Annotated in this window: 24 protein-coding genes; 15 read left to right on the plus strand and 9 right to left on the minus strand. The window is 61.8% G+C overall.

Annotated elements, in window-relative coordinates; all coding sequences use genetic code 11:
• Positions 1-60: 60 nt before the first annotated feature.
• Together htpG and C5F71_RS21310 are read left to right on the plus strand one after the other, a co-directional pair.
• Positions 61-1965: a molecular chaperone HtpG gene (gene htpG / locus C5F71_RS21305; RefSeq protein WP_029292695.1), complete on the plus strand. Its 1905-nt coding sequence runs from the start codon at positions 61-63 to the stop codon at positions 1963-1965.
• 112 nt (positions 1966-2077) lie between these two features.
• Complete coding sequence (locus tag C5F71_RS21310) at positions 2078-2806, plus strand: dienelactone hydrolase family protein (RefSeq protein ID WP_104911876.1); 729 nt, start codon at positions 2078-2080, stop codon at positions 2804-2806.
• Positions 2807-3169: 363 nt separating this feature from the next.
• Here the strand turns inward: C5F71_RS21310 and C5F71_RS21315 are convergent, their stop codons facing one another.
• Positions 3170-4036 (minus strand): pirin family protein, encoded by an 867-nt coding sequence (locus tag C5F71_RS21315; RefSeq protein ID WP_029292699.1) that lies wholly within the window; start codon positions 4034-4036, stop codon positions 3170-3172.
• A 64-nt stretch (positions 4037-4100) separates the two neighbouring features.
• Positions 4101-4517 (minus strand): OsmC family protein, encoded by a 417-nt coding sequence (locus C5F71_RS21320; RefSeq protein WP_029292701.1) that lies wholly within the window; start codon positions 4515-4517, stop codon positions 4101-4103.
• A gap of 140 nt (positions 4518-4657) precedes the next feature.
• Between C5F71_RS21320 and C5F71_RS21325 the strand changes: the two genes are divergently transcribed.
• The 3 genes from C5F71_RS21325 (at position 4658) to C5F71_RS21335 (ending at position 7959) form a co-directional block, all read left to right on the plus strand.
• Positions 4658-5662, plus strand: coding sequence for an amidohydrolase family protein (locus tag C5F71_RS21325; protein ID WP_104911877.1), 1005 nt, complete (start codon positions 4658-4660; stop codon positions 5660-5662).
• A gap of 67 nt (positions 5663-5729) precedes the next feature.
• A complete protein-coding gene (locus C5F71_RS21330) occupies positions 5730-6194 on the plus strand; it encodes a DUF3859 domain-containing protein (RefSeq protein WP_070995398.1) in 465 nt (154 codons plus the stop codon).
• A 139-nt stretch (positions 6195-6333) separates the two neighbouring features.
• Complete coding sequence (locus C5F71_RS21335) at positions 6334-7959, plus strand: methyl-accepting chemotaxis protein (RefSeq protein ID WP_092234671.1); 1626 nt, start codon at positions 6334-6336, stop codon at positions 7957-7959.
• Between the two features lie 175 nt (positions 7960-8134).
• Here the strand turns inward: C5F71_RS21335 and fabB are convergent, their stop codons facing one another.
• The 5 genes from fabB to C5F71_RS21360 all read right to left on the minus strand — a co-directional run bounded on the left by fabB (position 8135) and on the right by C5F71_RS21360 (position 15083).
• Positions 8135-9355 (minus strand): beta-ketoacyl-ACP synthase I, encoded by a 1221-nt coding sequence (gene fabB, locus C5F71_RS21340; RefSeq protein WP_029292709.1) that lies wholly within the window; start codon positions 9353-9355, stop codon positions 8135-8137.
• Positions 9356-9366: 11 nt separating this feature from the next.
• The gene (gene fabA / locus C5F71_RS21345) at positions 9367-9882 is read right to left on the minus strand and encodes a 3-hydroxyacyl-[acyl-carrier-protein] dehydratase FabA (RefSeq protein ID WP_010211704.1); all 516 of its coding nucleotides are present in this window, start codon (positions 9880-9882) and stop codon (positions 9367-9369) included.
• Positions 9883-10130: 248 nt separating this feature from the next.
• Entirely contained in the window at positions 10131-12032 is a 1902-nt protein-coding gene (locus C5F71_RS21350) for an ATP-binding protein (RefSeq protein WP_070995396.1), read from the minus strand.
• Complete coding sequence (locus C5F71_RS21355) at positions 12029-12961, minus strand: ABC transporter substrate-binding protein (RefSeq protein WP_256587951.1); 933 nt, start codon at positions 12959-12961, stop codon at positions 12029-12031. Before C5F71_RS21355 ends, C5F71_RS21350 begins: the two co-directional genes overlap by 4 nt.
• A gap of 1 nt (position 12962) precedes the next feature.
• Entirely contained in the window at positions 12963-15083 is a 2121-nt protein-coding gene (locus tag C5F71_RS21360; protein WP_104911879.1) for a TonB-dependent siderophore receptor, read from the minus strand.
• 195 nt (positions 15084-15278) lie between these two features.
• Between C5F71_RS21360 and C5F71_RS21365 the strand changes: the two genes are divergently transcribed.
• The 9 genes from C5F71_RS21365 (at position 15279) to C5F71_RS21405 (ending at position 23286) form a co-directional block, all read left to right on the plus strand.
• Entirely contained in the window at positions 15279-16304 is a 1026-nt protein-coding gene (locus C5F71_RS21365) for an NAD(P)H-dependent glycerol-3-phosphate dehydrogenase (RefSeq protein ID WP_029292720.1), read from the plus strand.
• Positions 16305-16314: 10 nt separating this feature from the next.
• Positions 16315-16662, plus strand: coding sequence for a DUF4389 domain-containing protein (locus C5F71_RS21370; RefSeq protein ID WP_104911880.1), 348 nt, complete (start codon positions 16315-16317; stop codon positions 16660-16662).
• The gene (gene sixA / locus C5F71_RS21375) at positions 16659-17108 is read left to right on the plus strand and encodes a phosphohistidine phosphatase SixA (RefSeq protein WP_029292725.1); all 450 of its coding nucleotides are present in this window, start codon (positions 16659-16661) and stop codon (positions 17106-17108) included. Before C5F71_RS21370 ends, sixA begins: the two co-directional genes overlap by 4 nt.
• Before the next feature lie 223 nt (positions 17109-17331).
• Positions 17332-18999: an AMP-binding protein gene (locus C5F71_RS21380; protein WP_104911881.1), complete on the plus strand. Its 1668-nt coding sequence runs from the start codon at positions 17332-17334 to the stop codon at positions 18997-18999.
• 30 nt (positions 19000-19029) lie between these two features.
• Positions 19030-19473: a hotdog fold thioesterase gene (locus C5F71_RS21385; protein WP_029292729.1), complete on the plus strand. Its 444-nt coding sequence runs from the start codon at positions 19030-19032 to the stop codon at positions 19471-19473.
• Positions 19474-19570: 97 nt separating this feature from the next.
• Complete coding sequence (locus C5F71_RS21390) at positions 19571-20380, plus strand: alpha/beta fold hydrolase (RefSeq protein WP_104911882.1); 810 nt, start codon at positions 19571-19573, stop codon at positions 20378-20380.
• Positions 20377-21231, plus strand: coding sequence for an alpha/beta hydrolase (locus C5F71_RS21395; protein WP_029292733.1), 855 nt, complete (start codon positions 20377-20379; stop codon positions 21229-21231). Before C5F71_RS21390 ends, C5F71_RS21395 begins: the two co-directional genes overlap by 4 nt.
• Before the next feature lie 102 nt (positions 21232-21333).
• Positions 21334-22152, plus strand: a complete 819-nt coding sequence (locus C5F71_RS21400; RefSeq protein WP_070995388.1) for a DUF4892 domain-containing protein — start codon at positions 21334-21336, stop codon at positions 22150-22152.
• A 72-nt stretch (positions 22153-22224) separates the two neighbouring features.
• A complete protein-coding gene (locus tag C5F71_RS21405; RefSeq protein WP_070995387.1) occupies positions 22225-23286 on the plus strand; it encodes an AI-2E family transporter in 1062 nt (353 codons plus the stop codon).
• A gap of 79 nt (positions 23287-23365) precedes the next feature.
• Here C5F71_RS21405 and C5F71_RS21410 read toward each other — a convergent pair whose 3' ends face one another.
• Both C5F71_RS21410 and C5F71_RS21415 read right to left on the minus strand, forming a co-directional pair.
• Complete coding sequence (locus C5F71_RS21410; RefSeq protein ID WP_029292739.1) at positions 23366-24403, minus strand: ATP-binding protein; 1038 nt, start codon at positions 24401-24403, stop codon at positions 23366-23368.
• Positions 24403-25152 carry a response regulator gene (locus tag C5F71_RS21415; protein WP_029292741.1) on the minus strand — a complete coding sequence of 250 codons (750 nt, stop codon included), beginning with the start codon at positions 25150-25152 and terminating at the stop codon, positions 24403-24405. Before C5F71_RS21415 ends, C5F71_RS21410 begins: the two co-directional genes overlap by 1 nt.
• 266 nt (positions 25153-25418) lie before the next feature.
• Between C5F71_RS21415 and pyrF the strand changes: the two genes are divergently transcribed.
• Positions 25419-26117: an orotidine-5'-phosphate decarboxylase gene (pyrF, locus tag C5F71_RS21420; RefSeq protein ID WP_029292743.1), complete on the plus strand. Its 699-nt coding sequence runs from the start codon at positions 25419-25421 to the stop codon at positions 26115-26117.
• Positions 26118-26153 lie beyond the last annotated feature (36 nt).

The raw sequence follows: 26153 nt of genomic DNA on the forward strand, positions 1-26153 counted from the left end.
ACAACCCGCCGCCAACCCTCTCGGGCGCGGCCACTGCCATCCAATTGGAGTTTGATGACCATGAGTGTGGAAACTCAAAAGGAAACCCTGGGCTTCCAGACCGAGGTGAAGCAGCTGCTGCACCTCATGATCCATTCGCTGTATTCCAACAAGGAAATCTTCCTTCGCGAATTGATCTCGAACGCCTCTGACGCTGTCGACAAATTACGTTTCGAAGCCCTGTCCAAGCCTGAGTTGCTGGAAGGTGGCGCGGAACTGAAAATCCGTGTGAGCTTCGACAAGGACGCCAAGACCGTCACCCTCGAAGACAACGGCATCGGCATGAGCCGTGAAGACGCGATTACCCATTTGGGCACCATCGCCAAATCCGGCACCGCCGATTTCATGAAGAACCTCTCGGGCGACCAGAAGAAAGATTCGCACCTGATCGGCCAGTTCGGCGTGGGCTTCTATTCGGCCTTTATCGTCGCCGACAAAGTTGAAGTGTTCAGCCGCCGCGCCGGTCTTGATGCCAGCGAAGGCGTGCACTGGTCCTCCAAAGGCGAGGGCGAATTCGAAATCGCCACCGTTGATAAGGCTGACCGCGGTACCCGTATCGTGCTGCACCTCAAGGCCGGTGAAGACGAATTCGCCGATGGCTGGCGCCTGCGCAACATCATCAAGAAGTACTCCGACCATATCGCGCTGCCCATCGAATTGCCGAAAGAACAAGCGGCTGTCGAAGGCGAGGAGACCCCAGCCCAGGAATGGGAAGTGGTCAACCGCGCCAGCGCCCTGTGGACCCGTCCGCGCACTGAAGTGAAGGACGAGGAATACCAGGAGTTCTACAAGCACATCGCCCATGACTACGAAAACCCGCTGAGCTGGAGCCACAACAAGGTTGAAGGCAAGCTGGAATACAGCTCGCTGCTGTACGTCCCGGCCCGTGCTCCGTTCGACCTGTACCAGCGCGAAGCGCCCAAGGGCCTGAAGCTGTACGTACAGCGCGTATTCGTGATGGATCAGGCGGAGTCCTTCCTGCCGCTGTACCTGCGCTTTATCAAGGGCGTGGTGGACTCCAACGACCTGTCGCTGAACGTGTCGCGGGAAATCCTGCAGAAAGACCCGATCATCGACTCCATGAAGTCGGCGTTGACCAAGCGTGTGCTGGACATGCTGGAAAAGCTGGCGAAGAACGAGCCTGAGCAATACAAAGGCTTCTGGAAAAACTTCGGCCAGGTCATGAAAGAAGGCCCGGCGGAAGATTTTGCCAACAAGGAAAAAATCGCCGGCCTGCTGCGTTTTGCCTCGACTCAAGGTGAAGACGGCGAGCAGGTTGTGTCCCTGGCCGAGTACCTGGCGCGCGCCAAGGAAGGTCAGGACAAGATCTACTACCTGACTGGCGAAACCTACGCCCAGGTCAAGAACAGCCCGCACCTGGAAGTCTTCCGCAAGAAAGGCATCGAAGTGCTGCTGCTGACCGACCGTATCGACGAGTGGCTGATGAGCTATCTCAGCGAGTTCGACGGCAAATCCTTTGTCGACGTGGCCCGTGGTGACCTGGACCTGGGTAACCTGGATTCGGAAGAGGACAAAAAAGCCGCTGAAGAAGTGGCCAAGTCCAAGGAAGGCCTGGTTGAACGCATCAAGACCGCCCTGGGCGATGCTGTCAGCGAAGTGCGGGTTTCCCACCGTCTGACCGATTCCCCGGCGATCCTGGCCATCGGCGAGCAGGACCTGGGCATGCAGATGCGCCAGATCCTCGAAGCCAGCGGGCAGAAGGTGCCGGATTCCAAGCCGATCTTCGAATTCAACCCGGCTCACCCGCTGATCGAGAAACTCGACGGCGAGCAGAGTGAAGAGCGCTTTGGCGACTTGTCGCACATCCTCTTCGACCAGGCGGCCCTGGCTGCAGGGGACAGCTTGAAAGACCCGGCCGCTTATGTGCGCCGACTGAACAAGCTGTTGGTTGAACTGTCGGTTTAACAACGCTGCAAGAAAACCCCGCTTCGGCGGGGTTTTTCGTTATGGCTCTGCTGTAGGCGCGAGCTTGTCTCCTACAGGGAACCGCGTTAATCCATTCTCACTGGAGTAAATGATGAGCCAAGTCACCGTGCGTTCCGTGGTCTATCAGATTGATGGCCAGCCTTATGAAAGCCGCCTGGCCTTCGACGCCAGCCACAAGGGCCCGCTGCCGGGCCTGTTGATGGCGCCGAACTGGATGGGCGTCAGCGCCGGCGCCGAAGAGATCGCCAAGGCCGTAGCCGCCAAGGGCTATGTGGTGTTGATCGCCGATCTGTATGGGCAGCAGGTGCGCCCGTCCAATGGCGATGAGGCCGGGGCGGCGATGATGCCGTTGAAAAATGACCGTGGGCTGCTGAACACGCGCATGCAGGCGGCCTTTGAGCAACTGCAAGGCCAGGTCGAAGCTGCTGTCGATACCTCGAAGCTGGCGACCTTTGGCTTCTGCTTTGGTGGTTGCTGCGCTTTGGAGTTGGCGCGTACCGGTGCGGCGTTGAAGGCTGCGGTGTCGTTCCATGGCACCCTGGATACGCCAAACCCGGCGGACGCGAAGAATATCAAGGGGTCAGTGCTGGTGTTGCATGGTGCTAGCGATCCGTTGGTGCCCAGGGAGCAACTGCCTGCATTTGAAGATGAGATGAACGCGGCCGGTGTCGATTGGCAATTGCTCAGCTACGGCGGCGCGGTGCATTCGTTCACCGATCCCCATGCCAATGTGCCGGGCAAGATGATGTACGACGCCAAGACGGCTGGGCGGGCGTTCCAGGCGATGCATAATTTGTTGGATGAAGTGTTCGGGGGCTGAGTCTTCAGCGCCTGTCAGGGTTTCATCGCGGCATCGGTATCTACACAACTTTGCCGCAACGCCTAAATCCAGGCAGATAGCGCAGTTGTGGCGAGCGGGCTTGTCGGAACGCCGCATCGCCCGCGCTGGGCTGCGAAGCAGCCCTAAACCCTGCCATCATGGTTTACCTGAAGAAACGCGGCGGGTTTTTTGGGGCTGCTTCGCAGCCCAGCGCGGGCGATGCGGCGTTCCGACAAGCCCGCTCGCCACGGGGGGCGTCAGTTTCTGAAAGTTGTGTAGATACCTATGCTCATCGCGGCAAGCCCGCTCCCACACTTACGGTGTTCACAAATCAACATGTGGGAGCGGGCTTGCCCGCGATAGCTACCTCAATGGCAACTCAATTCTCCCGCTTTCCCCCGGCACCGTCGGCCAATCCCCGGCCGCCCAGCGCTGGCGCGCCTGTTCGATCAACGCCGGATCACTGGCGACAAAATTCCAATTGATCCGCCGTGGCCCGTCCAGCGGCGCGCCACCGAAGATCACCAGGTGGCATTCGGTCTCGGCAAACAGCGCCATGCTCTGGCCTGCCGGCAGCACCACCAGGCTATGGGCCTGCACCGGTTCGCCGTCCAACTGCGCATCACCGTCGAGCACGTACACCGCCCGTTCCTCATGTTCATCAGGAATCAGCAGGGTGGTGGCGGTTTGCATATGAACCTCGGCATACAGCGTCGGCGACAGCACGGGCACCGGTGACTCCAGGCAGAAGCCACTGCCGGCGATCAAGCGGATCGTCACGCCCAGGTTGTCGCTGACCGGCAGGCTGGTGGCGGGGTGATGGCTGTAATGCCCCGGGCCCTGCTCATGGGCCTTGGGCGATGCCAGCCACACCTGCAGGCCGTGCAGGTTAAAACCCTTGGCCTTGAGCGCGTCGGGCGTGCGTTCGACGTGGGCGATGGCGCTGCCCGCAGTCATCCAGCTGACATCGCCGGCCTGCACCACTTGGTCGGAGCCGAGGCTGTCCCTGTGCAGCAGTTCGCCTTCAAACAGGTAGGTGAGGGTAGAGAGGCCGATATGCGGATGCTGGCGGATATTCATGCCGCTGCCGGGCGCGTAGCGGGTCTGGAGCATATGGTCGAAAAACACGAAGGGCCCAACGCTGCGGCACTCTCGCGAGGGCAGCGGGCGCAGGATAGGTTGGCCTTCGACATCTTCTGGGCGCGGGCGGATCACGGTCACGGTGGTCATGGAGCATCCCTGTCTGAGCGGGTTCGTAGGGCTTGAGCATAACCCGCCAGACAGGGAACCGGTGTTATTGGCTGAATGCACCTTCGGCGAGCTGGGTCTCGATGTTGATCTCGGCGGTGGTCATCAGTTTATGCACCGGGCACTTGTCGGCCACGCGGTGCAGTTCAGCGCGCTGCTCGTCGGTGAGCACGCCCTTGAGGGTCAGCTTGACGTTGAGCTTGTATTTGCCCTTTTGCTCCTCGCTGCTGTCATGGGTCACTTCCACGGTCACGCCAGTCAGGGGGATGTCTTTTTTCTGTGCATACAGTTTGACGGTCAGGGCTTTGCACGAGGCCAGCGCGGCGTCGAAGTAATCGTGGGGCGAGGGCGCCGAGTCGTCGCCACCCAGGCTCTTGGGCAGGTCGGTAAACAGCTCGTGGTTATTGATGTTGACGCTATGGCGAAAGTTCTCGGTGTTCAGCGTGTTGACGATAACGGGCATGGTAAACCTCACAAGGTGGCAGGATGAACGTCATGCAGTTATAGAGCATGCTGGCATCGGAGTGTTCCGCGTTTTTTGCCGGATGAACCCTGGCAAGTCACCGGCGGTCTACCTCACTTAACCTGGATTGAGATTTTATCGTGCCCTGGACCCACCTGACCCTTGCCCTCTTGCTTAGCGCCAGCAGCCTGGCCGTGAACGCCCGCGACTATGCCTACAGCGACGCGCACCTGCATTACGTCGACTTCTTCCAGGAGACGGCAGGCATGGACAAGCTGCTCAAGGCCATGGCGGCCAATCGCATCGAGCATGTGATGATTTCCGGCGTGCCCGTGGCGAAGAAATGGCATGAAGACGAGCCCAAACGCCCGCGCTATTACGCCGGTGATGACGCGGATGCCTATTGGTACAGCGCCACCGATGTGATCGTGGCCGCTGCGGTCAACAAGCTGACCGCCGAACAGCGCCAGTATTTCCATCCGTTCCTCAGCGGCTTCAACCCTAACGACAAGAACTCCGAGGCCCATATCCAGCGCATGCTCGACCTCAATCCAGGGCTGTGGCAGGGCATCGGTGAAGTCTTCACCCGCCACGATGATCTAACGGCGCTGACCTCCGGCGACACGCCACGGGCCAATAACGAGGCCATGACGCGGATCTATCACCTGGCCGCCGAGAATGACCTGCCGGTGCTGGTGCATTCCAACATCACCTCCAAGCGCGAGCGCAATCCTCTGTATCTGGCAGAGATCGAAGAGCCGCTGCGCAATCATCCGCACACCCGGTTTATCTGGGCCCATGCCGGCACCAGCATGGAGATCCACCGGCACCAGACACAGCTGGACTTCCTGCTGCCGACCCTGAGCCGGATGCTGGAGGCCTATCCCAACCTGTACGTCGACCTGTCCTGGAGCGTGCTCAACCCCTATTTGCTGGATGAGGCGGGAAAGCCCCGGCCGGAGTGGCTGAAGCTGGTAGAGCGGTTCCCGGAGCGCTTTATGCTGGGGTCTGATGTTGTAGGGCGGTTCAACAAACTGGGTAAGGAAATGCGTAGCTTCAATCCTTTCCTTGATGCCTTGCCTGAAGACGTTGCGCGAAAAGTTGCGCGGGACAATTTCCTCGCGATTTTGCCCAAGGCGCGCTGATCGGGTTTGTCATCGTCCCGTCATACCGGTGTCATAAGCTCCCGCCATCTCACTCAAGGAGCCCACTATGCACCTCACCCGTTTAAGCGCCCTGGCGGCATTGATGATGATCAGCGGCCTGGCCAGTGCCGAAGTCCGTATCGAAGGCCCGGTGGAATTCGGCGTGTTTGAAGGACCCAAAGCCGAGCTGCAGTCGGGCGAGCGCGTATTGCGGCGCAGCAACGAACAGATCCAGGCCACCACCGAGGTGCCGGCCAAGCTGGGCACCAAGTTTGGCCTGCGCTACCAGTTGCTGGGCAAGGTCGCCGAAGATACCCCGCTGACCTTGCTCTACTTCACCCCCGGCATCCGCACGGCCGACGGCCAGCGCCATGACAAATTCGAAGTGACCCAGAAACTGGTGCCCGGTGCGCCTCAGGACGTGATGGCCTATGAGTTCACCGAAAGCCACGAAGTGGTGCCGGGCGAATGGCGATTCATGGTGTTCCAGGGTGACCGCTTGCTGACACAGAAGAGCTTTACCGTGCGCTGAATCGCTACAGTCATGCAGTCGTTGGATAAAGGCGTTTTGATATCGCGTTTTCGTCTTACGCAAAAAGTCGAAGACGCCGATACCTTTCATGAGCAACCCGCTGCAGGTGGATGCAGCGCTCTTGAAAGGAATCAGCGCAATGAGTATCAGAAGTCTCAATATCGCTCCGCGTGCAGGCCTGGGTTTTGGATTGTTGGCGTTGATGGTGTTTGTGCTGGGCGGGTTCGCCTTGATGCAAATGGCCAATATGCGCGAGCAATCGGACCAGGTGGAAACCAACTGGCTGCCCAGCGTGATGGCCGTCGGCGAAATGAATCAGGACCTGCTGCGGGTGCGGGCCTTGACCTTGCGTCTACTGGTCAACCGCGACCCGCAGGCGGTGGCGCAGAATGAACAGAAAATCAGCGATATCAAAAAGCAGCTGCACAACGCGCAGTCGCTGTATGACGCGCTGATCGTCCTGCCCCAGGAGCGAGTGCTGTTCGACCGCTTCAAGGTCGAGGAGCAGCAATACCTGCAACGCCAGGAGCAGGTCATGGCGTTCTCCCGGCAGAATCAGGTGGAGGAGGCGATCAAGGTGGTCAACGGCGAGATGAATCATCTGGCCGATGCCTTGGCCGGCACCCTCGGCGAACTGGTCACACTCAACAAGGACAGCGCCAACCAGGCGGCAGACTTGGCCCAGCGGGTATTCAGTCAGTCGCGAATCTGGGTGATCGGCATGATCGCCGTGACCGCGCTGATTACCATCGCCCTGGCCGTTTTGTTGACCCGCAGTATCGTGTTGCCACTGGCACAGTCGGTGAGGGTCGCCCAGGGGGTCGCCAGCGGCGACTTGACCGGCGAGATCACCGTCAGCGGCAAGGACGAGCCAGCGCGCCTGCAACAGGCGCTCAAGAGCATGCAGGAAAATCTGCGCGAGACGATCCGGCGCATTTCCGACTCTTCCAACCAACTGGCTTCTGCTTCCGAGGAACTCAGTAGTGTCACCGAAGACGCCACCCGTGGCCTGCACCAGCAAAGCCAGGAAATCGAACAGGCCGCCACGGCGGTCAACCAGATGACCGCAGCGGTGGAGGAGGTGGCCAGTAACGCAGTAGCCACCTCACAGGCCTCGCGGGAGTCCGATCGCATTGCCCAGCACGGGCGCGAGCAGGTGCACCAGACGGTGTTGTCGATCGAGTCCCTGGCCGACGACGTGACCGCCAATGCCACCCAGGTCGAGGACTTGGCGCAGAAGGTGTACGGCATCAGCAAGGTATTGGATGTGATTCGCTCCATTGCCGAACAGACCAATCTGCTGGCGCTGAATGCGGCGATCGAGGCGGCGCGGGCGGGCGAGGCCGGGCGGGGTTTTGCGGTGGTCGCCGATGAAGTGCGGGCCCTGGCCCATCGCACCCAGCAATCGACTCGGGAAATCGAACAGATGATCGGTGGGATTCAGCAGGGCACCGATCAGGCCGTCAGTTCCATGCAACAGAGTAATGGCCGGGCACGTGCGACCCTGGACATTGCCAAGTCAGCAGGCACAGCGTTGGAGGAGATTGCCTCGGCGTTCACCCTGATCAACGAGCGCAACCTGGTGATCGCCAGCGCGTCGGAGCAGCAGGCGGCGGTGGCGCGGGAAGTGGACCGCAACCTGATGAATATCCGCGACCTGGCGATGCAGACATCGGCGGGGGCCAATCAGACCAGTGCGGCGAGCCATGAGTTGTCGCGGTTGGCGGTGGACCTGAACAGCATGGTGGCGCGGTTTTCGGTGTAGGGCTGAAGATCGCCATCGCAGGCAAGCCAGCTCCCACATTTGACCGCGTTGGAATGCGATCAATGTGGGAGCTGGCTTGCCTGCGATGAAGGCGACACGGTCCAGCATTAACCCCGCCCAATAAAAAACGCCCCGAACCAGTCGGGGCGTTTTCACATGCACAACCTGCGGGGAATTACTTACCCTGCCAGCGTTTCAGTACCAAGGTGGCATTGGTGCCACCAAAGCCGAAGCTGTTGCTCATGACCGTGTTGATGGTGGCATCTTCACGGGTCTTGGTCAGGATCGGCATATCAGCAACGGCTGGGTCCAGCTCTTCGATGTTGGCCGAGCCCGCCATGAAGTTGCCTTCCATCATCAGCAGGCAGTAGATCGCTTCGTGAACGCCTGCAGCGCCCAGGGAGTGACCCGACAGGCTCTTGGTGGAGCTGATGGCTGGAGCCTTGTCGCCGAATACCGCACGTATGCCTTCCATTTCCTTGGAGTCGCCCACCGGAGTGGAGGTGCCATGGGTGTTCAGGTAGTCGATGGGCGTATCGACGGTGGCCATGGCCATCTGCATGCAACGAATGGCACCTTCGCCGCTTGGCGCAACCATGTCGTAGCCGTCGGAAGTGGCGCCGTAGCCGACGATTTCCGCGTAGATCTTCGCGCCACGGGCCAGAGCGTGTTCCAACTCCTCGACCACGACCATGCCGCCGCCGCCGGCGATGACGAAACCGTCACGCTTGGCATCGTAGGCCCGGGAGGCTTTTTCCGGGGTTTCGTTGTACTGGGTGGACAGTGCGCCCATGGCGTCGAACAGGAACGACTGGCTCCAATGTTCTTCTTCACCGCCACCGGCGAATACGATGTCTTGCTTGCCCAACTGGATCTGCTCGACAGCGGTACCAATGCAGTGGGCACTGGTGGCGCAGGCGGAGGAGATCGAGTAGTTCACGCCCTTGATCTGGAATGGAGTGGCCAGGCACGCGGAAACGGTGCTGCCCATGGTCCGCGTGACGCGGTACGGGCCAACGCGCTTGACGCCTTTCTCGCGCAGGATGTCCAGCGCTTCCATCTGGTTCAAGGTCGACGCGCCGCCGGAGCCAGCGATCAGGCCGGTGCGCACGTTGGATACCTGGTCGTCGCTCAGGCCGGAGTCGGCGATTGCGTCTTTCATGGCCAGGTAGGCATAAGCTGCGGCGTGGCCAACGAAGCGATAGATCTTGCGATCGATCAGTTCTTCGAGGGGGAGGTCGATGGAGCCGGAAACCTGGCTACGCAGACCCATTTCGGCATATTCCGGGTTGAAGCGGATGCCAGGGCGACTTGCACGCAGGTTAGCGGAGACGGTCTCTTTGTCATTGCCCAGGCACGAAACGATGCCCAGACCAGTGATAACGACGCGGCGCATGCGGATAACCCTTAAAAGTTGTCAGTGGAAGTAAACACGCCGACGCGAAGGCCTTCGGCGGTGTAGATCTCGCGACCGTCGACGCTCACCGAGCCATCGGCGATGGCCAGGTTCAGCTTGCCCTTGAGGACGCGCTTGATCTGAATGTTGTAGGTGACTTTCTTGGCGGTCGGCAGGACCTGGCCAAAGAACTTCACTTCGCCCGAACCCAGGGCGCGACCGCGGCCCGGCAGGCCTTGCCAGCCAAGGAAGAAGCCGACCAGTTGCCACATGGCATCAAGGCCCAGGCAGCCCGGCATGACCGGATCGCCTTCGAAATGGCAGGCGAAGAACCACAGGTCCGGGGTGATATCCAGCTCGGCGACCAATTCACCTTTGCCGTACTTGCCACCCTCTTCGCTGATATGGGTGATGCGATCCACCATCAGCATATTCGGGGCGGGCAGTTGCGCGTTACCTGGGCCGAACAGCTCACCGCGACTGCAGCGCAGCAGGTCTTCCCGGGTAAAGGCGTTTTGTTTGGTCATGCGAGCTCCTCAATAATCCCATGCGGCAGGGCCGGGTAAATCTTCCCGACCGACTGAAGCGTGCTTGCCTCACGTCGGCAGCCTACAGGTAGACTATTGCGTTGTAGTGAAAGTCACAGCATCAAGGACATGAATGTACACTTGTGCACTGAAATTTTAAACCGGACTTATTTATAGGCCCGCTTGGGTGCCTAAGACTGCCGCACTTTCGTCTTTCACGCCAGTCGCAGTTGGCTGATGGTGCCCATCTAATGCACCCAGCGTTGCAGGATTTGCTGCAAATCCGTGCGTTTGAACGGCTTGGCCAGGTAATCGTTCATTCCTGCGGCCAGGCATGCCTCGCGATCACCCTGTAGCGCGTTGGCCGTCAGGGCAATGATCGGCAGGTCGGCGCAGCCGGGCAGCTGGCGGATCTGGCGTGTCGCTTCATAGCCGTCGATCACCGGCAGCCGGCAGTCCATCAGGATCGCCGTGAAAATCAGGCTTTCGGCGCTGCGAATCGCTTCGGCGCCATCGGTGGCGATGCTCACCTCGAACCCCAGGCTGCGCAGCATGGCTTCGACCACGGTGCGGTTGACCGGATTATCCTCCACCAGCAACACATGGCGGCCTTCACCGGCGCTGGCTTTGTGCTGGGTGTCCGGGGCGATCTGCGGCAGGCTCTGCTGGTAGATCGCCAAGGGGATTTCCAGGGTGAACACCGACCCCAGGCCTTCCTCGCTCTGGGCACGCAAGGTGCCGCCCATGCGCTCGGCCAGGGTGCGGGCAATCGGCAGGCCCAGGCCGGTGCCACCGTAACGCCTGGAGATAGAACTGTCCGCCTGCTGAAAGGCGTCGAACATCAGTTCCAGGCGCTCGGCCGAGATGCCAATCCCTGTGTCGCGTACCGTGCAGGTAAACCACAGCAGCTCATGGTCCAGGGTCTGCCAGTTGGGCTCGACGCTGACCGTGCCTTGCTCGGTGAACTTCAGCGCATTGCCGATCAGGTTCACCAGGATCTGGCGGATCCGCGTCGGGTCGCCCTGTACGCGCAAAGCGTCCATGCCCGGCGGGATCGACAATTCCAGGGCCAGCCCGCGTTGTATGGCGCTGTGCTGGAAGGACTGGGCGCAACTGTTGATCAGGTCCACCAGGTTGAACGGAATATGCTCAAGCTCCAGGGCTGAGCGTTCGATACGCGAGAAGTCGAGGATATCGTTGATGACTTTGAGCAGGTGTTCGGTGGACTCCGAAGCCAGTGCGGCGTACTCGGTCTGCTCGTCGGTCATGGACGTGGTTTCGAGCAATTGCAGCATGCCCAGCACACCGTTCATCGGTGTGCGCAGTTCATGGCTCATCATCGCCAGGAAGTCGGACTTGGCACTGTTGGCGCGCTCGGCCTCTTCCCGTGTCTGGATCAATTGGGCCATGGCCTGCTGCTGTTCACGGCTGGCGTGGTGCAGGCCTTCGGCGAGGTTGTTGATATGCCGTGACAGGTCGCCCAGCTCGGAGTCGTCGACAATCGGCAGTGGGGTCTTGTAGTCCCCCTGCTGGATCGCCTTGACCGCATTGCCCATGGCGCTGATCGGTTGCGACAGGCTGGCGGCCAGGCGCCGTGCCAGCAGGAAGGTAAAGAGCAGGGCAAACAGTGCGAGGATTGCGGCCTTGAAGAGGATTTCCTGTTGGCGCTGGCTGAAGGCGTCATTGGACATGCCGACGATCACCCGGCCCAGATAGTCGGCCCGTGGCGCCTTGGGTTGCGCGGTGCTGTCCTGGAAAAAGTCGTTGCCCAGCTGGATATGCTGCAGGCGGATCGGCGCCTGGAAGATCTTTACCGACAGCGAGCGGTCGTGCTTTTCCGAGGGCTGCTCGACGTACACCAGGATGTTTTCTGCGCTGTCCTGGATTTCCAGGAAGCGCACATGGGGCGTGGCCAGGGTGGCCCGCAGCAGGCTGTCGAGCACGTCGTTGTTGCCCGAAATCACGCCGTACTCGGTGGCCGGGGCCAGTTGGTTGGCGATCAGTTGGCCGGTGTGGTCCAGTTCCTGGCGCAGATCCTGGATCCGCACGAAGGTAAAGAAGCTGATTAAAAGCAGGGTCAGCAACAGGGCCGGGCCCAGGGTGATGATCTGGGTACGGGTGTTGATATCCCAACGGCGACGCAAGGTCATGGGTGTTTCTCCCCTTCGGCCAATCGGGTCGCGACGGCGGTTTCGTCCACCTGTTCGATTCCCAGCGAGCGCGCCACTTGCGGGTTGCCCACGACTTTGAAGTGATCCGGGTACAGCGAGCGCGGCCAACCGGACTGCGGGCGATCGAGCAGGCGGTCAAGCACATTCAGCCAGTCGGCCTGGTCGCTGTAGGTGCTGGCCAGGCTGCCGGCCCGCACGAAGCCGGCGTTGGGCCCGATCAGTGGCAATTGCCTGGCGTAGCTGCTCAACAGCAGGTTTTTCACGGTTTTGGGGTTGTACAACTGCGGATCATCCAGCCCTAGTAATACATCGCTGTTTTTGAACAGGCTGAGCAGCGGGCGGCTGTCGTTGATGTTGTCCCAGTGCTGGGCGACGATTTCCAGGCCCAGGGCCGCCGCATGCTGGCGCAGCTCCGGCAGCAGGAATTCGCTATCGCTGCCGTACAGCACGCCAATGCGCCGGGCCTGGGGCAGGATATTGGCGATCAGGCGCAACTGCCGGTCCACCGGCGGGTCGCTCCACAACAGGCTGATCTTGGCGGGCACATGATTGCCCAGGCGCTCGCGGGCTTGCAGGCGGCTGATGCGCAGCACCAGCGTCGCCGGGCCCTGGGTGTCCTGCAGGCGCCAGTCGAGGCTGGGCAGGTCCAGCAGGATCAGGCGGGTGCTGCCCGGCAGTTGGCCGGGGGCGGGCATGTCTGGCAGGGCCTTGAACGTGACGCTGTCGGCAGGACGTTGCTCGCGCAGGGCCTGGGCGAAGGCCTGTACACCGGGGCCATCCTCGGCGGCGGTCAGCAGGATTTCGGCGCTCCACGCGGGCATGGCCAATGCCAGGCTGGCAAGCAGCAGGCAGCGGCGCCAGAACCTGGCGCCAAAGAGGGCGCTCATCCTTGACTGGGCAGGGTTCATGTCAGAACTCTAACTCGGCACTGAAGTAGAGCACATGGCGCTGGTCGTAGTTATTGTCGAGCTGGGTGGTGGGCTGGTGGTCGAGGCGTTGTTGCAGCATGCCGGCCAGCTCCAGGTTGGCCTTGCCCAGGGCGATGCGTTTGGCGACCCGCATGTCGACCCGTTCAAAGCGATATTGGTTGAGTGCATCGTTGCCATAATAGAACAGCGCACTGGACCAGCCATGGCCCCATTCGCGCATCCAGCCCGCCGAACCGCTGTTGCGCGCGGTCTGTTGCCGGTCCAGCGGGTTGCTGGCGTCGGCATCCACATAAGCATAGGTCAGGCGCAGGCGGTCGGCGGTACTCAGGTGCCAGTCCAATTGGGTCTCGGTGCCGGTAAAGCGCGAGCTGTTACTGTTGCTGGCGATGTATTGGTTATTGCGCAAGGGCTCGCTGATCATGCCGGTGATTTCGTCATAGAACAGTTTGACGTCGACGTTCAGCCCGATATCGGCAAAAAAGCCGTTGTAGCCCAACTCCCGGGAGCGCATCAGCTCTTTGTCGAGATCGCCCGGGCCCCGGGTCTTGACGAAATACTGGCCGACGTTCTGCCCGTAGGTGGGAGAGCTGAGGTTTGTGACCTTATAACTCCAGTTGACGTTGTTCTCGAACATGTCCGGCGAGCGGATGGCTTCGGAGTACACCGCGCGCAACCCGTGGCGCGGGTTGATCAAGTAGTTGACCGCGACCCTTGGCGTCAGCGAGTTGCCGCTCAGGTCGGTGTTTTCGTACATCGCCCCACCCTGCAACAGCCAGTGCTCGCTGGCGCGCCATTCCAGGTGGCCGAACAGGCGCCAGGTGGTGTCGTCCAGCCGGCCATTGAAGTAGGTGTCGGAGTCGGCGCGGTCGTAGCGGTAATTCATGCCGCTGACCAGACGCAGGCTGTCGGACAGGCTCAGGGTGTCCTGGACTTCCAGGTCGTAGCGGCTTTCCTTGGTGCTTTGGTCGATGTTGCCGCAGACACTTTCCTTGCCGCCGTTATTCCATTGTTTCAGGACTTCTTCGGCCAGCGCTTGTTCTGCTGCGGAGCCTTGCGGAGGCGTCCCGTTTTCATAGTCCTTCATATGTCGCGCCAACTTTTCAGCGTAGTTGGGGTTCATTTGCCACAGTTGCGTCAACTCCGGGCTGAACGAGACCTTGGCATCACAGGCCGTCCAGACCTGGCGGCGATCCCATTGCTGCGCCGAACCCTGGATATACAGGCTGTGGTCGGGGTTGAAATCGAAGTTCCAGCGCAGGGATGCGGCGTAGTCCTTGGCGCTGACGTCGGAATCATTGCCACCATCGGTAATCCCGGCAAACACCGGCTTGTAGGTATACGGCCGCTGGTTGGTCCCTTCCTTGGCGTTGATTTGCCAGTCGATGCTCTGCTGCTGGTCGAGGGTCTGGCTGACCTTCAGGCTGAAGCGGTTGAGGCGCCGGCTATCGCGGTAATCGGCGCCCACGCGGTCGCTGTCGAAGCCGTCGTCCTGTTGCCCGGACAGCGATAGCCGCAGGTTGCCGGTGTCCCAGCCCAGGCCCTGGCTGGCATACCAGTCGTTGATCCCGCGCTCGCCCCGGGTCATTTTCATCCGCGTGCCCAGGCTGTTGGCTGGCGAGCGGGTGAGGATATTGACCACAGCCATCAGCGAATTGGCCCCGTAGCTGACGGTATTGGGCCCACGGAACACCTCGATTCGCTCGATATCCTCCATGGCTACCGGAATATCGCTCCAGTCCACGGTGGCGAGGCCGGCGCGGTACACCGAGCGGCCATCGATCAGCACCTGCATGCGCCGGGCTTCGCTGGCGTTGGTGCCGTGATAATTGACGGCAGCCTGGTTGCCCGAGGTGTAGCCCACCATCATCCCGGGCACTAGGCGCAGCAACTCGGCGATATCCCGTGCGCCGCTGGCCTTGATCAGCTCGCTGTCGATCACCGTCATGCTGCCAGGCACCGCGGCGGCCGACTGCTTGAGTCGGGTCGCCGTGAGGACTTGGGGCAGCGGCTGGTTGTCGAGGAACAGATCGTCGGCCAGCAACGGCGTGCTGACCAACAGCGCCAGCAACAGAGATGAACGAGGAGGAGGGCCCAAATACACGGAACGGCCTTGATAATTGCGGATAGCCGCCCATGTTAACTGAGGCGGGCGCTTTTGCCAGTCGGCGCTATCGCAATTACTGTGGTCTATTCGGCCATTTTCCGACAATCGCGGGAAATTACGGAAGGGCTGGCCGCCATCGGGCCGGCCCGTATAATGCCGCCATCGCCACTGCTATGGATTAACGGATTGCATATGACTGAACAGCGCCCAATTGCGGTCCTGGGAGGCGGAAGTTTTGGTACCGCCGTGGCTAATCTGCTGGCCGAAAACGGCCATCAGGTCCGTCAGTGGATGCGCGATCCTGAACAGGCCGAGGCCATCCGGGTCAACCGCGAAAACCCCCGTTACCTCAAGGGCATCAAGATTCATCCGGCCGTTACGCCGGTCACGGACCTGCAGGCCACCCTGGATGATTGCGACCTGTGCTTCGTCGCGTTGCCCTCCAGCGCTTTGCGCTCGGTGCTGGCGCCCCATGCCGAACGGCTGGCGGGCAAGATGCTGGTCAGCCTGACCAAAGGCATCGAGGCCCAGACCTTCAAGCTGATGAGCGAAATCCTCGCGGACATCGCGCCCCAGGCCCGCATCGGTGTGCTCTCCGGGCCGAACCTGGCGCGGGAAGTGGCCGAACACGCCCTGACCGCAACCGTGGTCGCCAGTGAAGACGAGGCGCTGTGCGAACAGGTACAGGCCGTGCTGCATGGCCGGACCTTCCGCGTCTACGCCAGTGCCGACCGCTTTGGCGTGGAACTGGGCGGCGCGTTGAAAAACGTCTACGCCATTATTGCCGGCATGGCGGTGGCCCTGGGCATGGGGGAAAACACCAAGAGCATGCTGATCACCCGCGCGCTGGCGGAAATGACCCGCTTTGCGGTCAACCAGGGCGCCAACCCCATGACCTTCCTTGGCCTGGCCGGGGTGGGCGACCTGATCGTCACCTGTTCGTCGCCGAAAAGCCGCAACTACCAGGTGGGCTTTGCCCTCGGCCAGGGCTTGAGCCTGGAAGATGCTGTCACCCGCCTGGGTGAAGTGGCTGAAGGGGTCAATACCCTGAAAGTGCTGAAGGCCAAGGCCCAGGAAACCGGGGTCTATATGCCGTTGGTCGCCGGCCTGCACGCGATCCTGTTCGAAGGGCGCACTTTGAACCAGGTCATCGAGTTGCTGATGCGTGCCGAACCCAAGACTGATGTCGACTTTATTTCCACCAGTGGTTTCAACTGAGGAACGCGCGATGAACGATCCCAAAGCAGCACCCAAGTATGAATCTATCGTCCTGCGCATCCTGTGGATGCTGGTGTTTGCCCTGGTCTGGCAAGTGGCGCAGTTTATCCTCGGCGCGTTGGTGGTGGTGCAGTTGATCTACCGCCTGATCTACGGCGCACCGAACCTGGGCCTGATGAACTTTGGCGACAGCCTCAGCCAGTTCATTGCGCAGATTGGCCGTTTTGGCAGCTTCCACAGCGAGCAGAAACCCTGGCCCTTCGCCGATTGGCCAACCCCGCGCGCCCCGGAGGGCGAGGCCGCCCACAGCGTGCCGCCGGCCCCGCACCCGGTGCGCGATGAAGAGCCCAAGCTATGAAGTTGTGGGTGCTGCGCCACGGTGAAGCCGAGTCCCATGCTTCCAGCGATGCCCAACGCAACCTGACCGAGCATGGACGGCAGGAGGTGCTGCACAGTGCCGCACACCTGATCGGCCAGCCCATCAGCGCGATCATCGCCAGCCCTTATGTGCGGGCACAACAGACCGCGCAACTGGTGCGCGAAGCGTTGGGGTTTGTGCCAGAGATCCGCACGGTGCCGTGGCTGACGCCTGACGGCAACCCCCTGCAAGTGCTGGAAAAACTCGATACCGATGACAATGTGCTGCTGGTCAGCCATCAACCGTTGGTGGGCAACCTGATCAGTTTTCTGCAGCACGGGCACCAGCGCCAGCCGCAACCGATGCACACCGCCAGCCTGGCAGAGTTGGAAGGGGACTTTCCGCTGGCGGGGCTGATGAGCCTCAATAGCGTCAAAAACCCCTGATTGTTCAGGCACGACACAATCAGCGGTGGGAGCGGGCTTGCTCGCGAATACGGTGTATCAGTCAATGAATATATTGGCTGACACTGCGCATTCGCGAGCAAGCCCGCTCCCACACTTATTTGTGTTGTGTCAGCAAGGAACTTGCAGTGCTCCTTTGTGCATGGAATAGTCCACCAAGCAAGTGCTTGGTTGGCTACCATCGGAACACACAGGAGCGCGTCCCATGTCTGTCGCTTTTCGTTTGCCGCTGCAGGTTTTCTTTGAACGTGAGGCGCGCCATCCGCGCCAGCGCTTCCTGGTCCAGCCCATTGGCGGTGGCGAGGTGCAGACCCTCACCTGGGGCGAAGCCGGTCACCAGGCCCGTTGTGCCGCCCATTGGCTGCGCGCGCGGGAACTGCCCCAGGGTTCGCACATTGCCCTGATCTCGAAGAACTGCGCGCACTGGATCATCGCCGACCTGGCGATCTGGATGGCCGGGCATGTCTCCGTGCCGCTGTATCCCAACCTTACCGCCGACTCCGTAGCCCATGTGCTGGAGCATTCCGAGGCGGCGTTGGTGTTTATCGGCAAGCTTGACGACTGGCCTGCCATGGCGCCGGGCATCAAGCCTGGGCTGGCGACCATCAGCCTGCCTTTGTGCCCCAAGGGCGAATTCGACTTCACCTGGGCCGACCTGCAAGCCAGTTCGCCGATTCAGGATGACCCCGCGCCTGCGGCGACAGACCTGGCCACCATCATCTACACCTCCGGCACCACGGGGCTGCCCAAAGGCGTGATGCACACCTTCGGCGGCCTGGCGTTTGCCGCGACCCGGGGCACCGAGTTGTTCGGCCTGGGGGAGGGTGATCGCCTGCTGTCCTACTTGCCACTGTGCCATGTGGCCGAGCGCATGTTTGTCGAGATGGCCGCGATCTATACCGGGCAAACGGTGTTTTTCGCCGAAAGCCTCGACACCTTCCTTACCGACCTGCAACGCGCCCGGCCCACGGCGTTGTTTGGTGTGCCGCGGATCTGGACCAAATTCCAGATGGGCGTGTACGGCAAAATCCCGGAAAAACGCCTGGACCTGCTGCTGCGCCTGCCGTTTGTCGGCAAGCGTGTCGGCCGCAAAGTCCTTGCCGGCCTTGGCTTGGACGCGGTGCGGGTAGCCCTGTCTGGGGCCGCGCCGGTACCCGAGGCGCTCCTGCGCTGGTACCAGCGCCTGGGCCTGGATGTGCTGGAGGTGTATGGCATGACCGAAAGCTGTGGCTATTCCCATATCTGTCGTCCTGGCCAGCAGAAGATCGGATGGATCGGCTTGCCGTGCCCGGACGTGGAGGTGCGCATCGACCCGGCCGGAGAGGTCCAGGTGCGTAGCGGCGCGACCATGCTCGGTTACTTCAAGGACCCACAGAAGACCGCCGAGACCCTCACCGAGGACGGTTTTCTGCGTACCGGCGACAAGGGCGATCAGGATACCGAAGGCCGTTTGCGCCTGACCGGGCGCCTCAAGGAAATCTTCAAGACCAGCAAGGGCAAGTACGTCGCGCCGGCACCCATCGAAAACCGCCTGGCAGAGCACGGGCGTATCGAACAGGTGTGCGTGGTTGGCGATGGCCTGAGCGCGCCGATGGGCTTGTGCGTACTGTCTGCGGTGGGCCAGCAGGAGGCCGCCGGCGAGGCCCGGCAATCCTTGCACGCCAGCCTGGAACGCTTGCTGGAAGAGGTTAACCAGGTGCTGGATAAACACGAGCGCTTGCGTCAACTGGTGGTGGTGAAGGACAGTTGGGCGGTGGAAAACGGCTTTCTGACGCCGACCCTGAAGATCAAACGCAACATTATCGAGTCAACCTACGGCCCACAGTTCCAGGCCTGGAGCGCGCGCTCCGAGGCGGTGCTGTGGCAGGATTGAGCATTCAATAAAATCAATAAGGACACTGCAATGAGCCTGTGGCGCACCGTTCCCGATATCGAGCAAATCAATGCTAGACAGAAAAACACCATTGGTGAAGTGCTGGATATTCGCTTCGAGAGCTTCGACGACGAATCCCTGACCGCGAGCATGGTGGTCGACCATCGCACCCATCAACCCTATGGGCTGCTGCACGGCGGGGCCTCGGTGGTGTTGGCCGAAACGGTGGGCTCCGTGGCCAGCTACTTGTGCATAGACCCCGCCAAGTTCTATTGCGTGGGCCTGGAAATCAACGCCAACCACCTGCGCGGCCTGCGTTCCGGGCGGGTGACGGCGGTGGCCCGGGCGATCCATATCGGGCGCACTACCCATGTCTGGGACATTCGCCTGACCAGTGACGAGGGCAAGGCCAGTTGCGTGTCGCGCCTGACCATGGCCGTGGTGCCGCTGGGCGAGACCCCGCCGGTACGATAGGCGTGGCGTGAGTGACATCATTCCTGGCAGTTACAGTCATTGCTGTAGCGGCCAGGCGTGGGGACAATCGATTTCTGTTTTTGAAGATGGGCAGGCTATGTCGCAACATGTGTTTTTCACTCATGCCAATGGCTTTCCTTCGGCGACCTACGGCAAGTTGTTCGATGCCCTGGCGCCGGAGTACGCCGTGGCGCACCTGTCGCAGCACGGCCACGACCCGCGATTTCCGGTGGATGACAACTGGCAGAACCTGGTGGACGAACTGATCCATCACCTGGAGCAACAACCGGAGCCGGTGTGGGGCGTCGGCCATTCACTGGGCGGCGTGTTGCATTTGCACGCCGCCCTGCGCTGCCCGCAGCTGTATCGCGGGGTGGTGATGCTCGACTCGCCGGTGCTGACCCTGGCTGACCGCTGGGTGATTCGCGCGGCCAAGCGCTTTGGCCTGATTGACCGCCTGACCCCCGCCGGTCGCACCCTGGGCCGGCGCGAAGAGTTCAGCGACCTGGATGCCGCCCGCCAGTATTTTGCCGGCAAGACACTGTTCCGCGGCTTTGACCCGGAATGCCTGGAGGCCTATTTGCAGCACGGTTTGCACCAGGTGGGCGATCGCCTGCGCCTGCGCTTCGACCCGGCAACGGAAATCAGCATCTACCGGGGCGTGCCGCACACCAGCCCCGGCCAGACCCGCCAATTGAAAGTGCCGCTGGCCGTGGTACGCGGCCGGCAGAGCCGGGTGGTGATGCGCCATCACGCCAGCGGCGTCGCGCGCCTGCCCATGGGTGAGATGCTGACCATGCCTGGCGGGCACATGTTTCCCCTTGAACGCCCGCAGGACACCGCGACCTTGATCAAGAACCTGTTTACCCGCTGGGAAGCCCGCGCGCGTGAGCGCAGTTGCGCATGACCGCACCCGTCGAAGAAGTCCGCCTGAGCCTGCCGCATATCGAGCTGGCGGCCCATCTGTTCGGCCCCGAAGATGGCCTGCCGGTGATCGCCCTGCATGGCTGGCTGGATAACGCCAACAGCTTCGCGCGCCTGGCGCCCAAACTGCAGGGTTTGCGCATTGTCGCCCTGGACATGGCCGGTCACGGCCACTCGGCCCACCGCCCGGCCGGGGCAGGTTATGCCGTGTGGGATTACGTGTTTGATGTGTTGCAGGTGGCCGAGCAACTGGGCTGGAAACGTTTTGCATTACTTGGTCACTCCCTCGGGGCGATTGTCTCCACGGTGTTGGCCGGGGCTTTGCCAGAGCGTGTGACGCACTTGGGGTTGATCGACGGTGTGATCCCGCCGACCGCCACCGGCGAGAATGCCGCCGAACGCATGGGCATGGCGTTGCAGGCGCAAATCAACCTGCAAGACAAACGTAAACCGGTGTACGGCACCCTTGACCGCGCGGTGGAGGCGCGGATGAAGGGCGTGGTCGCCGTCAGCCGTGAAGCCGCGGAACTCCTGGCCCAGCGCGGCTTGATGCCGGTGCCGGGCGGCTACACCTGGCGCAGCGACAGTCGCTTGACCCTGGCATCGCCGATGCGCCTGACGGAAGAACAGGCCATGGCCTTCGTGCGCCGGGTGGCCTGTCCCGCACAGTTGGTGGTGGCGCAAGAGGGCATGCTGGCCAAACATCCCGAGCTGCTTTCCCAGCTTCCTTTCGCGGTAACCACCCTTGCAGGTGGCCATCATTTGCACCTGAATGACGAGTCGGGGGCGGCTCTTGTTGCAGACTGTTTCAATCGCTTCTTCACCGCGCCTTGACTTGGCGGGGGCAACTGTCGAGGCTGGGCGGATTGAAAGGGAGTCAACCATGAACAATCCGAATATCGCGAAGGCATCCACCGGCCAAGGCGCACCGATCCGATGAGTAGTGCCAAGGGAATTATCCGTGTGCTTGGGCTGTGCTGCATCAGCCCGTTGGTTTTCGCTGCTGATCTGCCGGGAAGCCAGGATCTGCCCAGCGTGGCTCGACAGGTGGATTCGCAGATTGTCGACTACCGTCCCGCCGAAGAAAAAGAACGCATCTACCCCATGGGCGCGATCCGCAAGATCAGCGGCCAGTTGCGCTACGAAGGCCAGGCCACGGCGCGGGGCCAAGTGACAGCCATCACCTATGAACTGCCCGCCGAGCACAGCTCCAGCGCGGCCTTCAAATCCACGCGCGAGGCGTTGCAAGAGCAAGGCGCGCAATTGCTGTTCTGGTGCCAGGCCCGCGATTGTGGCGAAAGCAGCTTGTGGGCCAACGAAGTGCTGGGTAACTCCAAACTGGTTGGCGCCGATGGCCAGCAGGAGTTCCTGTTGCTGCGCCTGGCAGCCCCCCAGGACAACTCCCTGGTGGCGCTCTACGGCATTACCCGCGGCAACCGTCGCGCTTACCTGCATGTGGAACAAATGGACGCCAGCGCGCCCCTGGGGCAATTACTACCCACCTCGGCCACCCTGCTGCGCGAATTGAAAAGCACCGGCGACCTGGATTTCCCCTTGCTGGGGGCAGAACCCGACGCAACGTGGCTGACCCTGATTTCCCGTGGATTGAACCTCGATACCACCTTGCGGGTCAGTGTGAGCGGGCCTGACGCCGAAGCCTGGCGCCAGGGCCTGATCGACAAGGGCGTGCGTGCGGCGCGATTGGAAACCGGCACGGGTGAGGCCAAGGGCCTGCACCTGCAAGTTATCCGCTGATCGTTCCAGGGCGAACGGACCCGCGCCGTTCGCCTAAGCTCTCCCTCAACAGACTTCTTTTCGAGAAACCACATGCTCAACAATGATCGCCTGCTGGTGCAGATCCTGCTCCTGGTGCTGTTTGGTGCCAGTTTCTGGGTGATGGCGCCGTTCTGGTCGGCGCTGTTCTGGGGCGCGGTGCTGGCATTTGCCAGTTGGCCGCTGATGCGCCTGTTGACCCGTGCCCTGGGTGGGCGCGAGTCACTGGCAGCGGGGATCCTGACCCTGGGCTGGATGTTGCTGGTGGCAGTGCCGCTGGTGTGGCTGGGCTTCAACCTGGCCGACCATGTGCGCGACGCCGTGGCGCTGATCAAGGATGTGCAGGTCGATGGCTTGCCCGAGGCACCCACCTGGCTGGGGTCGATCCCCTTTGTCGGGGAGCGGCTGGTGGGCATGTGGGACAGCATCGACCAGCAGGGCGCGGCCTTGATGGTCACGATCAAGCCGTACCTGGGGCAGGTCGGCAACTGGTTGCTGGCCCGTAGTGCGCAGATCGGCGGCGGCATCCTGGAACTGACCCTGAGCCTGGTGTTCGTGTTCTTTTTCTACCGCGACGGGCCGCGCCTGGCGATGTTCGTCCACCGCCTGCTGGAACGCTTGATTGGTGAGCGTGCCGGTTACTACATCGACCTGGTGGCCGGCACGGTACAGCGGGTGGTCAACGGCGTGATCGGCACCGCCGCCGCCCAGGCATTGCTGGCACTGATCGGCTTCCTGATCGCCGGGGTGCCCGGGGCGCTGGTATTGGGTATCGTCACCTTCCTGCTGAGCCTGATCCCCATGGGCCCGCCGCTCGTCTGGATCCCGGCCACCGCCTGGCTGGTGTGGAAGGGCGACTACACCTACGCGGTGTTCCTCGGCGTCTGGGGCACGTTCATCATCAGCGGCGTGGACAACGTGCTCAAACCGTACCTGATCAGCCGCGGCGGTAACCTGCCGCTGGTGATCGTGTTGCTGGGGGTATTTGGCGGGTTGATTGCGTTTGGCTTTATCGGCTTGTTTATCGGGCCGACATTGTTGGCGGTGGCGTACAGCCTGTTGACGGATTGGAGTGCGAGCCAGGCGCAGGTTCGCCGGGAAGACAAAGTGGGCTGATCCGTTGCCGGCGATGACGGCCTTGAGGGTTGCGGTGAATCTTCAGCCGCCATCGCCGGCAAGCCGGCTCCTACAGGGGTTAACCCCTGGGTAGCCACATCTTTGCCGTCAACCCTCCGCCCGGTGTTTCCTCCAGATCCAATCTACCGCCCAACCGCTCCACCGCCTCCTTGGCAATGGTCATGCCCAACCCCACGCCCCCGGAATTGCGATTGCGTGAGCCTTCCAGGCGGAAAAACGGTTCGAATACCGCCTCGCGCTGTTCGGCAGCAATCCCCGGGCCATGGTCGATTACCCGGATCACCAACGCCTGGGGGCTGTCCTGCAGTTCGATGCGTGCCGTACCGGCATAGCGCAGGGCGTTGTCGATCAGGTTGTTCAGGCATGAACGCAAGGCCATGGGCTGTACTTGCAGCGGCGTGCTGTGGCCCTGGCACTGCACGTCCGCGCCCTGGTCCTGGGCGTTTTCGCTCAGGGACTGCACAAGTGCCTGCACGTCCAGCCACTGCCGGCTTTCGCCAGTGCGTTGTTCGTGCAGGTAGCTCAAGGTGGCGTCGAGCATGCCGATCATGTCGTCCAGGTCCTGGCGCATCTGGCCCTGCAGGCGCAGATCGTCGATCTGCTCCAGGCGCAGCTTGAGCCGTGAAAGTGGGGTGCGCAGGTCGTGGGAAACCGCGCCAAGCATGCGGGCGCGCTGGCTGACCTGTTCGCGGATGCGGCGCTGCATCAGGTTGAAGGTCGAGGCGGCCTGGCGCGCTTCAAGTGGGCCGGATTCGTCCAGAGGCGGGCTGTCCAGGTCCACACTCAAACGCTCGGCGGCCGCGCTCAAGCGCTGGATCGGGCGGCTGAGCAACTTGGCGCCGAACCATGCGGCGATGATCAGCGAGATAAACTGGAACGTCAGCGGCACCACCGGGCCGCCGAACCAGGGCCGCCGATGGGCCTGGGGCGCGGCCTGCAAAGAGCCGTCCGCCTGCTCGATCATGACATCGACGGGCGGTGGCGGCGGCGGGCCGTAGTGGTGAAACCAAAAGAACGCGAGCACATGGGCCAGCACAATGGCTATCAGCAGCACCCCGAACAAGCGGCCAAACAAGGTGTTGAAGGCGTTGCGCATCAGCCGATGTCCCGCGCGTCGAACAGGTAGCCTTCGCCGCGTACGGTCTTGATCAGTTGCGGGGCCTTGGGGTCGTCTCCCAGTTTCTGGCGCAGGCGCGAGACCAGCAGGTCGATGCTGCGATCAAAGGCTTCGATCGAGCGTCCACGGGCCGCATCCAGCAGTTGTTCACGGCTGAGCACTCGGCGCGGGCGTTCGATGAACACCCACAGTAGACGGAATTCGGCGTTGGACAGCGGTACTACCAGGCCATCATCGGCTACCAGTTGGCGCAGCACGCTGTTGAGGCGCCAGTGATCGAAGCGGATATTGGTGCGTTGCTCAGTGCGGTCATCACGCACCCGACGCAGGATGGTCTGGATCCGCGCCACCAGCTCCCGCGGTTCGAACGGTTTGGACATGTAGTCGTCAGCCCCCAGTTCCAGGCCGATAATGCGGTCGGTGGGTTCGCAGCGAGCCGTCAGCATCAGGATCGGGATATCCGATTCGGCCCGCAGCCACCGGCAAATCGACAACCCATCTTCGCCGGGCAGCATCAGGTCGAGCACCACCACATCAAAGGTCTCGGCTTGCATGGCCAGGCGCATGGCGGCGCCGTCGGTCACACCGCTGGCGAGGATGTTGAAGCGGGCCAGGTAATCAATCAGCAGTTCGCGGATCGGCACGTCGTCGTCGACGATCAACGCGCGGGTGTTCCAGCGTTTGTCCTCGCTGGCAAGTTCATGGGGCAGGGCGGAAGGGGTATGCATGGTGCGATCATCTGCCAGGTTGGCCGTCAGGCCCAAGGGCCGCAGCGGGGTAATTGCGTGAGCATAGGCGCCGTGTCGGGCCGTGCGGGCAAGGCTACTGCCGGGGCATGTTGTAGGCGTGTCGTGAATGTATCGACTTTGAAATATTAGCCGGTTATTCCAGGAAAATAGGCGCTTGCCGAGGATTTACCGATCATCGGATCCCGCAAAGCCGCTGCTTGCGCTACAATCCGCGCCGATTTCGACTTGCCTGAGAGCCCATTCCAATGTCCGTCTGCCAGACTCCTATCATCGTCGCCCTGGATTACCCCACCCGTGACGCCGCACTGAAGCTGGCTGACCAGTTGGATCCCAAGCTCTGCCGCGTCAAGGTTGGCAAGGAACTGTTCACCAGCTGCGCAGCAGAAATCGTCGGCACCCTGCGTGACAAGGGCTTCGAGGTGTTCCTCGACCTGAAATTCCACGATATCCCCAACACCACCGCGATGGCAGTCAAGGCCGCCGCCGAGATGGGCGTGTGGATGGTCAACGTTCACTGCTCCGGCGGCCTGCGCATGATGGCTGCGTGCCGTGAGGTGCTGGAGCAGCGCAGCGGTCCCAAGCCGTTGCTGATCGGTGTGACCGTGCTGACCAGCATGGAGCGTGAAGACCTGGCCGGCATCGGCCTGGATATCGAGCCCCAGGAACAAGTGCTGCGCCTGGCTGCCCTGGCGCAGAAGGCCGGCCTCGATGGCCTGGTCTGCTCGGCGCTGGAAGCTCAGGCGTTGAAGGCCGCCCATCCGGCGCTGCAGTTGGTGACGCCGGGGATTCGTCCGGCAGGCAGCGCCCAGGACGACCAGCGCCGTATCCTCACGCCACGCCAGGCGCTGGATGCGGGTTCTGATTACCTGGTGATTGGTCGCCCGATCAGCCAGGCGGCTGACCCGGCCAAGGCCTTGGCCGCGGTGGTCGCCGAAATCGCCTGATGCCCTTGGGCTAAACACGTAGGAGCTGGCTTGCCT

Source organism: Pseudomonas sp. LG1D9, from assembly GCF_002949995.1.
Lineage (GTDB): Bacteria > Pseudomonadota > Gammaproteobacteria > Pseudomonadales > Pseudomonadaceae > Aquipseudomonas > Aquipseudomonas proteolytica.